13 protein-coding genes and 1 tRNA gene are annotated in these 12812 nt (G+C 67.7%); 8 read left to right on the plus strand and 6 right to left on the minus strand.

Annotation, left to right across the window (positions count from 1 at the left end; genetic code table 11):
- The first annotated feature begins 102 nt into the window (after positions 1 to 102).
- The 3 genes from DJ019_RS02175 to DJ019_RS02185 all read left to right on the plus strand — a co-directional run bounded on the left by DJ019_RS02175 (position 103) and on the right by DJ019_RS02185 (position 1296).
- A complete protein-coding gene (locus tag DJ019_RS02175) occupies positions 103 to 411 on the plus strand; it encodes an ETC complex I subunit (RefSeq protein WP_111274336.1) in 309 nt (102 codons plus the stop codon).
- A gap of 13 nt (positions 412 to 424) precedes the next feature.
- Positions 425 to 501 (plus strand) — tRNA-Arg (locus DJ019_RS02180).
- Positions 502 to 513: 12 nt separating this feature from the next.
- Positions 514 to 1296 carry a pseudouridine synthase gene (locus tag DJ019_RS02185; protein WP_111274337.1) on the plus strand — a complete coding sequence of 261 codons (783 nt, stop codon included), beginning with the start codon at positions 514 to 516 and terminating at the stop codon, positions 1294 to 1296.
- Here DJ019_RS02185 and DJ019_RS02190 read toward each other — a convergent pair.
- Positions 1253 to 2116 carry a kinase gene (locus tag DJ019_RS02190; RefSeq protein WP_111274338.1) on the minus strand — a complete coding sequence of 288 codons (864 nt, stop codon included), beginning with the start codon at positions 2114 to 2116 and terminating at the stop codon, positions 1253 to 1255. The two genes, DJ019_RS02185 and DJ019_RS02190, sit on opposite strands and share 44 nt — an antisense overlap.
- 103 nt (positions 2117 to 2219) lie before the next feature.
- Complete coding sequence (metC, locus tag DJ019_RS02200; RefSeq protein ID WP_111274339.1) at positions 2220 to 3383, minus strand: cystathionine beta-lyase; 1164 nt, start codon at positions 3381 to 3383, stop codon at positions 2220 to 2222.
- A gap of 82 nt (positions 3384 to 3465) precedes the next feature.
- On the opposite strand from metC, the gene DJ019_RS02205 reads away from it, so the two are divergent.
- Entirely contained in the window at positions 3466 to 4563 is a 1098-nt protein-coding gene (locus tag DJ019_RS02205; protein ID WP_111274340.1) for an amino acid ABC transporter substrate-binding protein, read from the plus strand.
- On the opposite strand, the gene DJ019_RS02210 is transcribed toward DJ019_RS02205, so the two are convergent.
- The 4 genes from DJ019_RS02210 to DJ019_RS02225 form a co-directional block, all read right to left on the minus strand.
- Complete coding sequence (locus DJ019_RS02210) at positions 4560 to 4970, minus strand: GNAT family N-acetyltransferase (RefSeq protein WP_111274341.1); 411 nt, start codon at positions 4968 to 4970, stop codon at positions 4560 to 4562. The genes DJ019_RS02205 and DJ019_RS02210 overlap by 4 nt on opposite strands.
- 90 nt (positions 4971 to 5060) lie before the next feature.
- Complete coding sequence (sseA, locus tag DJ019_RS02215; RefSeq protein ID WP_111274342.1) at positions 5061 to 5897, minus strand: 3-mercaptopyruvate sulfurtransferase; 837 nt, start codon at positions 5895 to 5897, stop codon at positions 5061 to 5063.
- A gap of 2 nt (positions 5898 to 5899) precedes the next feature.
- Positions 5900 to 6901 carry a cysteine synthase A gene (locus DJ019_RS02220; protein WP_111274343.1) on the minus strand — a complete coding sequence of 334 codons (1002 nt, stop codon included), beginning with the start codon at positions 6899 to 6901 and terminating at the stop codon, positions 5900 to 5902.
- A gap of 44 nt (positions 6902 to 6945) precedes the next feature.
- Entirely contained in the window at positions 6946 to 8142 is a 1197-nt protein-coding gene (locus DJ019_RS02225) for an SAM-dependent methyltransferase (protein WP_240606343.1), read from the minus strand.
- A gap of 176 nt (positions 8143 to 8318) precedes the next feature.
- On the opposite strand from DJ019_RS02225, the gene kdsA reads away from it, so the two are divergent.
- From kdsA to DJ019_RS02245, 4 genes are read left to right on the plus strand one after another with little or no spacing between them, the layout of a single operon-like run.
- A complete protein-coding gene (kdsA, locus tag DJ019_RS02230; protein WP_111274345.1) occupies positions 8319 to 9176 on the plus strand; it encodes a 3-deoxy-8-phosphooctulonate synthase in 858 nt (285 codons plus the stop codon).
- 33 nt (positions 9177 to 9209) lie between these two features.
- Positions 9210 to 10685, plus strand: coding sequence for a D-glycero-beta-D-manno-heptose 1-phosphate adenylyltransferase (gene rfaE2, locus DJ019_RS02235; protein ID WP_111274346.1), 1476 nt, complete (start codon positions 9210 to 9212; stop codon positions 10683 to 10685).
- Positions 10682 to 11683 (plus strand): ADP-glyceromanno-heptose 6-epimerase, encoded by a 1002-nt coding sequence (gene rfaD, locus DJ019_RS02240; protein ID WP_111274347.1) that lies wholly within the window; start codon positions 10682 to 10684, stop codon positions 11681 to 11683. The genes rfaE2 and rfaD overlap by 4 nt, the downstream gene beginning before the upstream one ends.
- Before the next feature lie 2 nt (positions 11684 to 11685).
- Positions 11686 to 12783, plus strand: coding sequence for a DUF3089 domain-containing protein (locus DJ019_RS02245; protein WP_111274348.1), 1098 nt, complete (start codon positions 11686 to 11688; stop codon positions 12781 to 12783).
- Positions 12784 to 12812 lie beyond the last annotated feature (29 nt).

Below are 12812 nucleotides of genomic sequence, written 5' to 3' on the forward strand. Positions count from 1 at the left end.
TTGACTATCTTGGCGCGTTCCCTGCTTTGGGAGCAGAGGGTCGGGAGTTCGAATCTCTCCGCCCCGACCACGCCGGCGATATTGAAGGGTCGATCAGAGAACATGCTCGCGCGCATCTTCCGTCCGTCCAAGACCGCCATGCAGTCGGGCAGGGCCAAGGCCACCGACTGGGTGCTGGAGTTCGAACCGAAGGACGCTCGGCGTCCCGACCCGTTGATGGGCTGGACCGTCACGAGCGACACTGAATCGAGCCAGGTGCGCCTGACCTTCGAGACCAAGGAGGAAGCCGTGCGCTACGCCGAGCAGCATGGCATTGCCTTCCAGCTCGTGGAGCCGCCTCCGGCCAAGCGGATCATCAAGGCCTACGCCGACAATTTCGCGTTCGGCCGCCGCATCCCCTGGACCCACTGAGACGGCAGATTTCGCGCCCGTAGCTCAACCGGATAGAGCATCCGCCTTCTAAGCGGACGGTTGCAGGTTCGAGTCCTGCCGGGCGCGCCATGCAGAGGCCCCATGCCCTGGACCCGCACCTACGACGAAGCCGAGCCGCAGCGGGTCAACAGATGGCTCGCGCAGAGCGGGGTCTGTTCGCGGCGAGAGGCCGAAGCCCTAATCGCCGACGGCCTGGTGAGCATCGACGGCGAGACGGTGTCGGATGCCGGCCGCAAGATCCTGCCGGGCCAGACCCTGACGCTGGCGGATCGCGCGCAGGGCCAGTTGCAGGGTTTCACCGCGGTCCTGAACAAACCTGTCGGCTATGTCTCCGGGCAGCCCGAGCCTGGGCAGACGCCCGCGGTGAGGCTGCTGACGCGGGCGGCGCTGATCGGTGATGGCGCGGTTCCGGACGCCAGGGCCAGCCTGCCGCCTCTGGGCCGGCTCGACATGGACAGCCACGGGCTCCTGATCCTCTCGAACGACGGGGTTCTGGCCAAGGCGATCATCGGACCGCAGTCGGAGCTCGACAAGGAGTACCTGGTCCGGGTGGCGGGCCAGGTCGCCGAGTCCAAGCTGGCGCGCCTGCGGCACGGCCTGTCGCTGGACGGTCGGACGTTGAAGCCGGCGAAGGTCAACGTCGTCCAGGGCCAGACGCTGCGCTTCGTGCTGAAGGAGGGTCGCAACCGCCAGATCCGCCGCATGTGCGAACAGGTAGGCCTGCACGTGGTGGACCTGCAGCGGACCCGGATCGGCCCCCTCAAGCTAGGCGATCTGCCGGAAGGCAGGTGGCGCCCGCTCACGGCCGCCGAGCGCGACGCTATGATTCGAGCGTCATCGGCACCGGCGTCCGGTCGGGATTGAGTTTCACGACCCAGTCCGCGCGGCTCGGCATCTCTTCCAGGATCCAACGGGTCAGGCGCTCGTAGTGCTGGACGAAGCGGCCGATCTCGGCGTCGGTCATGCCGCCGCCGCCGCGGCCCCGCAGCTTGGCCTCCTGCTCGGTGCGCCAGCCGCGGACGACGTCCCAGCTTGGGGCCTCCAGCAGGACCAGGCGATCCAGCCGGCCGAACAACGCCTGATAGGCCTCGCCCAGCTGACGATTCACATAGCCGCGCCAGGCTCCCGTCGGGTCGTCGCGCTGTTCAAGGGGGTTGATGGGGCGGCGCAGGCGCTCCGGCGGCTCCGGCCGCGCTCCGACGCACCAGCCCTCGAGGATAATCACGTCGACCGGACCCTCGACGATTCTCCATTGGCCCTTCGACACCCGTTCGTCAGTCGCCTTGTCGAACTCGGGCAGGGGCGTCTCGCCCGCCTGGCGCAGATGGTCGAGAATGCTGCACGCCAGGGCGACATCATGGGTGCCGGGCGGCCCGCGCACCTGGAGCAGCCGATGGACCTTGCCCGCCAGCCAGGCCCGCGCCTCTCGCCCCAGGTAGAAGTCGTCCAGCGAAAGGGCCACCGCCTTGAGACCGCGCTTGGCGAGGAGATTGACCGTCGCTGCGGCGATGGTGGTCTTCCCGGAGCCTTGCGCACCACACAGGCCCACCACCGCCGTCCGGCCGAAGTCGGAACGCCAGTCGCAGGCGCGGTCGGCTAACGGCCAGACGACATCCTCGAAGGTTCGCAGGAACCCCTCGGGCAGGCGCTCCTGCGCCAGGAACCTGGCTAGCCAATCGTCCAATCCGCCCCCGCCTGCGAATCAGTATCCGCCGATCACCGGCAGGATCTCGCCCGTGATGTAGCTGGACATCTGAGCGGAGGCCAGGAAGACGAACGCCGGTGCATCAAACGGCAAGGCGAGCATAGGCGTCGAGCCCGGCCCGCAGGTCCGCGATCAGGTCGTCGGGATCCTCGAGCCCGACGTGGAGGCGGATCAGGGGGCCGCCGTAGTCCTTGGGGAACCGGCGGGGCTTGAGCTGCGGATCGCAGGAGATGGCCAGGCTCTCGAAGCCACCCCAGGAGAATCCAAGTCCAAAGACCGTCAGGGCGTCCAGAAACGCGTCCACGGCCGCTTCCGGCGCGGGCCGCAGCGCGAAGCCGAAGAGGCCGCAGGCGCCCTTGAAATCCCGCGCCCAGAGCGCGTGGTCCGGGCAACCCGGGAGGGCAGGGTGGAATAGCGCCGCCACCTCGGGCTGATCGCGCAGCCAAGCGGCCACCCTAAGTCCGCTAGCGCCCTGGCGCTCCATGCGGACGGGCAGCGTGCGCAGGCCGCGCAGAATGGCGTAGGCATCCTCGCCGCTGACCGCCCATCCCATGTGATTGATCCCGTCGGCGAGCCGCCGGACCACGGCCGGATCACGCGCGGCGGCGGAACCCATGAACACGTCGGAATGGCCGCCCACGTACTTGGTCAGCGCCTGGATCGAAACATCGACGCCATGGTCCAGGGGGCGGAAAAGGATCCCGGCCGCCCAAGTATTGTCGATGGCGGTGAGGATCCCGCGAGCCTTGGCCAGCGCCGCGATCGCCGGCACATCCTGCATTTCGAACGAGAGGGAACCCGGGCTTTCCAAGAGGATCATGCGGACGGCGTCCGACGCCTCGCCGACCAGCCTGTCGGGCGCCGTGGCGGGATCGAAGTAGCTCACCGTCACGCCAAACCGCTTCAGGACGCTGTCGCAGAACCGGCGCACGGGTTTGTAGACGTTGTCGACCACCAGCACCTCGTCGCCGGCGCCCAGCAGGGCGAGCATGGCTCCAGAGATCGCGGCTATGCCCGAGGGATAGAGCGTGACGCCGTCCGCGCCTTCGAGGGTGGCCAGCGCATCCTGCAGGCAGGCCTGCGCAGACAGCCCGGCGCGGCCGTAAGTCAGGTGGTTGGCGTCGTCGTAGAGGGCGGCGGCGTTCGGGAGCAGGACCGTCGAGCCCTTCTGGATCGGCGGTCCGACCGTCCGGGCGAGAGGCTCGGCGTGCTTGCCGGCGTGGATCAGGCGGGTATCGTCGGACATGCGGGGTTGCGGGTCACTGCGACGCTGGCGAAAGTGCCTCGGGCACTTAGAGCCCCAAGCGACTCTTCTTCAAGGAGCAGGGATGGCGCGGCGCCTTTTGGCGATAGCGATTGCGGCGGCGTCGCTCGCCGCGTGCGGCGCCCCGAAGCCCACCGAAAAGGCGCCCGCGCCGAAAGCCGCGGCGCCGGCGGCCGAGCCTACAGGCTATGCGGTGGCGAAAAGTCCGACCCTGGAGAAGGTGAGGGCGCGTGGCTACCTGCTCTGCGGTGTCCACCCAGGCCTGCCCGGCTTTGCGATGCGCGATGCCCGCGGCGAGTGGCGGGGCTTCGACGTCGACATCTGTCGCGCCGTCGCGGCGGCGGCGCTGGGCGACTCTGCGAAGGTCCGCTTCGCGACGATCGACGCCCAAGACCGCTTTGCCGCCTTGAGGAAGGGCGAAGTCGACATCCTCTCCCGCAACACGTCTCAGACCTTTGCGCGAGATGCCGGGCTGGGCGTCACCTTCCCGGCGACCACCTACTACGATGGCCAGGGCTTCCTCGTGCCCCGGTCCCTAGGGCTGACCAGCGCAGAGGAACTGTCGGGCGCGCGCATCTGCGTGCAGGACGGCACGGCGAGCGCGGACAACCTCGATGACTACTTCAGGGTGCGGGGCATGAAGTACGCGCCGCTCAAGACCAAGTCCGAGGAACAGGCCCGGCAGTCGTACGAGGCGGAGGCGTGCGACGCGTTCACGGCCGACGTCTCGGCGCTCGCGGCCTCCCGTTCGCTTTTGGGCAATCCCGGGGCGCATGTGATCCTCCCGGACGTGATCTCGAAAGAGCCGCTGGGGCCCGTGGTCCGCGACGGCGACCCGGTCTGGGCCGATATTGTGCGCTGGACGATCTACGCGACGCTGCTGGGCGAGGAACTCGGACTTTCTTCGGCGACGGTGGAACAGACCCGCGAGACCGCCACCGATCCCGAGACGCGTCGACTGCTCGGCCTGGAAGACGATCTTGGCGAATTGCTCGGGCTAGAGGCCGACTGGGCCTATCAGGTGATCCGCCAGGTCGGGGCCTATCATGAAATCTTCCGTCGGGACCTCGGCGGAGACTCCGCGCTCCGCCTGGAGCGCGGCCTGAACGCCCTCTGGAGCGCGCCGAAGCCCGGTCTGATGTACGCGCCGCCGATGCGTTAGAGCACCATCACCATCGCACAACGGTCGGGTAGGCCACGCGCGGATTCCTCGGCAAGGGCCTGGCGAATGGTCGGGGGGATCTCATCGTCCGACCATTCCCTGAAGCCCAGCGACGCATAGAAGGGCCCATTCCAGGGAATCGAGCGGAAGGTCGTCAAACTCGCCCGACCGACGCCGTGGTCGCGCGCCCAATCGATCGCCGTCGCAAGCAGGCGGCGGCCAACCCCACGGCCCTGATACGATCTATCCACGTCGAGCTCGTCGATATGCAGTCGCGCGTCCTCGACCCGGGCGGCAAGAAACCCGACGGGCTGGCCGTCAGCCTCGGCGATCCAGAGCGTGCCGGCCCTCAGGTGCGGAACCCATGCGTCCGCCGCCGCGCAGTCCGCCATCAGGAAGCCCGGCATTCCGGTTCCGGCAAACGCCTGCGCCGCCGAGAGCTCGATCCGTGGGAGATGGGGCAGATCCTGTTCGCACGCGGGGCGGATTTCGATGGATCAGTCTCCCGTGATGACCGGGACATCGGGGCGGGCGCCCCATTCGGACCACGAGCCATCGTAGACGGCCGCATCGAAACGGCCCAGCCGCGCCAGCCCGATGGCTAGGATCGAAGCGGTGACGCCGGAACCGCAGGTGGTGACGATCGGACGATCCAGGTCGATCGCTCCGAAGGCCTCGCGCAGCGCATCTGCCGGCTTCAGCGTGCCGTCTTCGTTGAGGAGCTTGTCGAATGGCAGGTTGAACGCTCCGGGCATATGTCCGCTTCGGAGTCCGGGGCGCGGCTCGGCTGCATCGCCCCGGAACCTGGCGGCAGAACGGGCGTCAACGACCTGCGCGGAGCCGTCATCGAGGACGCGGCGCACTGTGTCGAGATCGGCGACGAGATCCGGCTTGAATGCGGGCGCCAGGGTCGTCGGCGTGGGCGTCACGGCCTCAGTGTCGACCTGTCGCTCCTCGCTACGCCACTTCTTCAGGCCGCCATCGAGAACGAAGACCCTCGGGTAGCCCATGGCCCGAAGCGTCCACCACACCCGGGGCGCCGAGTAGATGCCGTGCGCGTCGTAGACCACGATCGTGGCCTCGCGAGGCAGGCCCAAGGCGCTGGCCGCCTCGGCGAACGCCTCCGGCGTCGGGAGCATGTGCGGCAGGTCCGTCTCGGGATCGGCGATGGCGTTGATGTCGAAGAAGACGGCGCCCGGGATGTGGCCGGCGACATAGCTGTCGCGCCCATGCCCTGACTGCCCAACCAGAGGCAGGGTGGCGTCCACGATCCGGACGCCGGGATCGGTCAGCCGCGCTGCGAGCCAGGCCGTGGAGACGAGTGGGTCGTCCATCGCTATTCCAGCCAGCCCGGCACGGGCAGCCCCTTCTCGCGCAGGAATTCGGGATTGTAGATCTTGGACTGGTAGCGTTGTCCGTGGTCGCAGAGCATCGTCACGACGGTGTGGCCCGGCCCCAGGTCCTTCGCCATGCGGATCGCGCCGGCGACATTCACCCCTGTCGAGCCGCCCATCACCAGCCCCTCGAACTCCATCAGGTCGAAGATCGCGAGCAGCATCTCCTCATCCGAGATCCTGTAGGCGCGATCGATGGTCAGCCCCTCCAGGTTGCCGGTGACCCGTCCCTGGCCGATGCCCTCGCTGATCGACGAGCCTTCCGATCCCAGTTCACCCTGGGTGTAGTAGCGAAACAGAGCCGACCCATGCGGATCCGCCATTCCGATCTGCACGGCCGGATTGCGTGCCCGCAGGGCCTCCGCGACACCCGCAAGGGTGCCGCCGGAGCCCACGGCGCAGATGAAGGCGTCGACCTTGCCCTCGGTCTGCCGCCATATCTCGGGACCGGTGCCGCTGACGTGGGCCTGGCGGTTGGCGACGTTGTCGAACTGGTTGGCCCAGACCGCGCCGGCCGGGGATTTCGCGTCAAGTTCTGCAGCCAAGCGTCCGGAATATTTCACATAGTTCATCTCGTTGGCATAGGGGACGGCGTCCACCTCCACGAGTTCCGCGCCGTACAGGCGAATGGCGTCTTTCTTCTCCTGGCTCTGGGTGCGCGGGATGACGATCGTGCACTTGTAGCCCAGCGCCTTGCCGACCATGGCGAGGCCGATGCCGGTGTTTCCGGCCGTACCCTCGACAATCCGGCCACCGGGCCTGAGGAGTCCCCTCTGCTCGGCGTCGCGAATGATGTAGAGGGCGGCCCGATCCTTCACCGACTGGCCCGGGTTCATGAACTCGGCCTTGGCGAGGATCTCGCAGCCGGTCTCCTCGCTGGCGCGCCGGAGCCGGATGAGGGGCGTGTTTCCGATGGCGTCCAGGACGCTGCGAGCGATCTCCATAGCCGCCTACTTAGGCAAGCGGGGCGGCCAGGAATAGAGGGCGCCTAAGCTTTGACGAGGCTGAGCTGGACGACATCCGTCCGGGCCGTGCGGAATCCGGCCTCGCAGTAGCTGAGATAGAAGCGCCAGAGCTTCCGGAACCGTTCGTCGAATCCGAGATGGGTGATGTCGTCCCACGCCGCCTCGAACCGCCGGGCCCATTCGGCGAGGGTATCCGCATAGCAGACCCCGAACCGCGATATCGGCCCCCAGTTCAGCCCCGCCTTGTCGGTCACCGCCTTCAGCCGCTCCTCCGAGGGCAGCATGCCGCCCGGGAAGATGTATTTCTGGATGAAGTCAGGCGTGCGCTTGTAGTGCTCGAAGTACTCGTCGCGGATGGTGATGATCTGCAGCCCGGCCTGGCCGCCGGGTTTCAGGCTCTCCCGGACCTTGCCGAAATAGGTGGGCCAGTACCGTTCGCCGACGGCTTCGAACATCTCGATTGAGGCGATGCGGTCGAAGCGGCCCGAGACGTCCCGGTAGTCGACCAACTGGACGTCGGCCTTTTCGTTCAGGCCCAGCCGGAACATGCGTTCCTTGGCGAACTTGAACTGCTCCTCGGAGATGGTGATTGCGGTCACCCGGGCGCCGACGTCCTTGGCGGCAAACTCGGCAAAGCCGCCCCAGCCGCAGCCGATCTCGAGCACATGGTGATCGGGGGCCAGACCCATACTCTCGCACAGCGTCCGGTATTTGCGCTTCTGCGCGTCGGGCAGGGGCTCGCCGGGGCGCTCGAAGCGCGCCGCCGAGTAGGTCATGGTGGGGTCGAGCCAGCGGGAATAGAACGCGTTGCCCAGGTCATAGTGGGCGTGGATGTTCTTCTTTGAACCCGAGCGGCTGTTGTCGCGGTGGAACATGTGCTCCAGCAGGTTCAGCGCGGCCATGAAGCGCGACCCGAAGGAAACCCTCTCGAAGCGGGCATAGTTCTGGGCCAGAACCTCGAGCAGCCGCGAGAGGTCGGGCGTATCCCATTCGCCCGCCATGTAGCCTTCGCCGAAGCCGATCGTGCCGTTCGAGATCGTGCGCTTGATGAATCCGTAGTCGTTGACGATCAGCGTCGCCTCGGGACCGGGTTCAGCGCCTTCGAGTCGGATCCGCCGTCCGTCTGGCAGCACGAAGGTCATGACCCCCGTGTTCCAGTTCCGGATGATGGTCTGCGCCGCGGTCCTGAAGACGAACGGCGTCCCAGAGAGGTCCGGCATCTGCGAACCCGCCTTCATACATCGACCCCCGTACCCACGCTGAGGATATCACCGGCAGCGGGGCGCGCTATCGGCTGAGCCAACGATACGGTCAAGGGGCGCGAGCAGACGCGCGAATGCGCTTGAGATGACCGCCGCGTCAGGCGACTAGACCGCAACACCGCGAAGGAAGTCCCATGGCCGTCCTCACCCTCGACCGCTGGAACCTATCGATCGGCGACGGCCAGCCACTGGTCGTGATCGCCGGCCTCAACGTGCTTGAAGACCTGTCGATGGCGATCGAGGTCGGTCGTCATCTGAAGGCGGTCACTGCCGATCTCGGCCTGCCGTACGTATTCAAGGCCAGCTTCGACAAGGCCAACCGATCCTCGATCACCAGCTATCGCGGGCCTGGACTGGAGAAGGGGCTCCAGATGCTGGCGGCGGTGAAGGCCGAGCTGAACGTCCCGATCTGCACCGACCTGCACGAGGTGGACCAGGCCGACCCGGTCGCCGCCGTGGCGGACATCGTCCAGATTCCCGCCTTCCTGTGCCGGCAGACGGACCTCGTGGTGGCCACGGCCAGGGCGACCGCCGCCGCCGGCGGGTTGCTGCATGTGAAGAAGGGGCAGTTCCTTGCACCGTGGGACTGTCGCGCCATCGTCGACAAGATCGGCGATGCGACCGGCGGAAAAGCCATCACCATCCTGTGTGAGCGTGGGGTCTCGTTCGGCTACAACAATCTTGTCGTGGACATGCTGGGTATCGGCCGGATGAAGGATCTGGGCGTGCCGGTCACGATCGACGCCACCCATGCGGTCCAGCTGCCCGGAGCCGACCCGCGGGGAAACAGCGTGGCCACGGGAGGGCGGCGCGAAGGCGTGCCGGTGATCGCGAGGGCGGCGGTAGCCTCAGGCGCTGACGGGGTGTTCCTCGAGTTCCACCCCGACCCGGACCGAGCGCTGTGTGATGGTCCCAGCGCTCTTCCGATCAGCGAGGCCGCCGGCCTCCTGGCGCAGCTCAAGGCGATCAGATCGGCGGTCGGCGGCGCTTGACCGCCTCCGCAACCGGCCGCACACGCTAGCCGCATGGACTTGGCCTCTCTTCAGAGTCTTCTCGGCGCCCTTCCGGGCAAGCGGGTCGCCTGCGTCGGCGACCTGATGGTCGACCGCTTCGTCTATGGCTCGGTGAGCCGCGTGTCCCCCGAAGCGCCAATCCCAGTGCTGGCTCGCCAGCGCGAACTGAAGATGCTGGGCGGGGCAGGCAATGTCGCCCGCAACATCGCCGCCCTGGGCGGCTCGGTGGCCCTGGTCGGCGTCGTTGGCGGGGACGCGGAGGGCCACGACGCATCGCGGCTCGTGGGGGAGGAGGAGCCGACGATCGAGGGTTACCTCGTCACCGACCCGGGACGCCCCACCACCTTGAAGACGCGCTTCGTCTCCGGCAGCCAGCAGCTCCTCCGCGTCGACCTTGAGGAGAGCCGGCCCGTCACCGGGGAGGTTGAACAACGTCTTGTGCGAACCGTGCGAGACGCCGCGCGCGGCGCCGGCGTGGTCCTGATCTCCGACTACGGCAAGGGCGTGGTCACCGACGCGGTCATCGCGGCGGCGCGCGAGGCGGCGGCCGAGACCGGCGCCCGGGTGATCGTGGACTCCAAGGCCCGTTCGTTCGCCCGCTATGGCGAGATCGATCTCGTGAAGCCGAACGCGGTCGAGCTGTCTTACGCCACGGACCTGCCGACCGAGAGCGATAGCGAGGTTGAGATCGCCATTGCTCGGGCCCTTGAGCTATGGGCCGCAAAGGGCGTGCTGGTCACCCGCGCGGGGAAAGGCGTGTCCCTGGGGCTTCGAGGAAAGCCCATCCGGCATTTCCGGACGACCCCGCGCGAGGTGTTCGACGCGTCCGGGGCTGGCGACACGGCGCTCGCCGCCCTGGGTCTGTCGCTTGCGGCAGGGGCCGGCATCGAGGATGCCATCGCCTTCGCCCAGCTCGCATCCGGCGTCGCGGTGGGCAAGGCGGGGACGGCCACTGTTACGCCGGACGAGCTGGTGGAAGCCCTGCTTTCCGCGCACGCCTCCGTCGCCGAGGGCAAGATCGCTACACCCCAGCGGATGGTGGATGAGGTCGCGCGCTGGCGGGCGCAGGGGCTGAAGGTGGGGTTCACCAATGGCTGCTTCGACATCCTCCATCGCGGCCATGTCGCTTACCTCACCCAGGCGCGAGGCTGGTGCGACCGCCTGATCGTGGGCGTCAATTCCGACGCCTCGGTGCGGGCGCTCAAGGGGGAAGGCCGACCCGTCAACGATCTGGAGAGCCGCGCGCTGGTGCTGGCGGGCCTCCGCAGCGTCGATCTCGTGGCTCCGTTTGACGACCCGACGCCGATCGGGTTGATCGAGGCGGCCCGGCCCGATGTGCTGATCAAGGGGGCGGACTACACCGAGGAACAGGTGGTCGGCGGCGACATCGTGAAATCGTGGGGCGGCGAAGTGCGCCTGGCGGAGATCGTCGACGGCTATTCCACCACGGCCGCCATCGCTCGGATGGCGCGAAAGGAGCAGGCATGACCCGGCGGATCGTCTTCGTCACCGGCGGCGCGGGCTTCATCGGTTCGAATATCGTCGCGCGGCTGGCCGAGGATCGCGGACTGGACATCGTCGTCTGCGATCGGCTGCGCGAAGCCGAACTGGGCAAGTGGCGCAATATCGCGAAGCATCCGATCGGGGATTTCGTCGCGCCAGACGACATGTTCGACTGGCTGGAGAAGCGCTGGCGCGACGTCGAGCTGGTCGTCCACATGGCCGCGGTGTCGTCCACGACCGAGCCGGACGCGGACAAGATCGTCCATTCGAACTTCACGCTCAGCCGCGATCTCTTTCGCTGGTGCGCCGACCGGCAGCGGCGGCTCGTGTACGCGTCCTCGGCGGCGACCTACGGCGCGGGGGACCAGGGATTCGTCGATGACAACAGCTACGAGGCGTTATCGGCCCTGCGCCCGCTGAATACCTACGGCTGGTCCAAGGCTCTCTTCGACCTGTTCGCGGTCCGCCAGGCGAGCCGCGACTATGCGCCCCCGCAGTGGGTGGGTCTGAAGTTCTTCAACGTCTACGGGCCGAACGAAGAGCACAAGCACAGCATGAAGTCCGTAGCCTCGCAGATCTGGCCGCACGTCCGCGACGGACACGCTGTCCAGCTGTTCCAGAGCTATCGACCCGACGTGCCGGACGGGGGCCAGAAGCGGGACTTCGTGTACGTCCGCGACGTGGCCGACGTGACCCGCTGGCTCTACGATAACCCGCAGGTCAACGGCATCTACAACCTCGGTTCGGGTCAGGCCCGCACGTTCGAGGATTTGGCGCGGCAGGTGTTCGCGGCGGCCGGCAAGACCGCTCAGATCGACTACACGCCCATGCCGCCGGCCATCCGCGACAAGTACCAGTATTTCACCGAGGCCCGGATGGAGCGTCTGGTCGAGGCCGGATACTCGGCTCCCATGACGTCTCTGGAAGATGGGATCGGGGACTACGTCGGCCGTTTCCTCAGCCAGCCCGATCCATACCGCTGACGATGAGCGAGCCGCAGCCGATCCAGCGCCGCCGGGGCTGGTGGCTGACGAGCCTACTCGGCGTGGCGCTGATCCTGGCCATTGCGGTCGTGGTCTTCTGGGGCGATCTGGTTTCGACGGCGCTCGATCCCAAGGTGCCCTTCCAGACCTACGACCCGCCCCCGGCGCCAGACTACGCGAACGCCGCGTCCTGGTACCTGAGGCCCGGTTCGGCGAACGGCCTCGACGCCGATGTCTTCTTCATCGCGCCGACCACCTACGACGGCGGGCGGAACTGGAACGCGCGGCTGAATGCGCGAAAGGCAAGCCGGCAGTTCGAGCGGGTCATGGCGCCCAACTACGTCGGTCCGTTCGTGGGCGTCGGCCGGGTCTTCGCGCCGCGCTACAGGCAGGCGAGCCTCTACAGCCTGACAACGCTCCGGGAGGACGCGCGCGAGGCGCGACAGTTCGCCTATAGCGACGTCCGAGACGCGTTCCGCCACTACATCCAGCACGACAACGGCGGCCGCCCGTTCCTGATCGTGGGCGTGGAACAGGGGGGCACCCTGGGTCTCCGGCTCCTGGCCGAGGAGGTCGCCCGGGACCCGATGCTCCAGGGACGTCTCGTGGCCGCGTATCTGGTGGACACCGTCGCCCCTGCCGACAGCCCGCCCATTCCCCCCTGCGTGGAGCGGCGCCAGGCCGGGTGTCTGGCGGCATGGGCCCGGGTCTACGAAGGCGATTTCGACGCGGCCCAGCGCCTCCTGGATCGCGCCCTGGTCTGGAACGCCAGGGGTGAGCTCGTCAACCTGGCTCCCCGCCCGGCGCTTTGCTTCAACCCCATCCTTGGTGCGGTTTCCGACCAGCCCGCGCCCGCACGCCTGCACCTCGGCGCAGCCAACGCCACCGGCTTGGAGTGGGGGGCCCGCCCCGCCTTCACCGCCCGGCATGTTTCCGCACGCTGCGAGGGGGGAATTCTCAAGGTGAGCCGGCCCAGATCGTCCGCGTTCAAGCGCAGCGGGAACTGGGCGGATCGGCGCAAGGCTCCAGGTTTCAATCTCTTCTATGCGGACATCGAGGCGGACGCGAAGCACCGGCTGGCGGCCTGGCGCGCGCGATGACAAGCTCAACCCAAGCGAGGGAGGGGCGC

The organism is Phenylobacterium kunshanense (genome assembly GCF_003254525.1).
GTDB lineage: Bacteria > Pseudomonadota > Alphaproteobacteria > Caulobacterales > Caulobacteraceae > Phenylobacterium > Phenylobacterium kunshanense.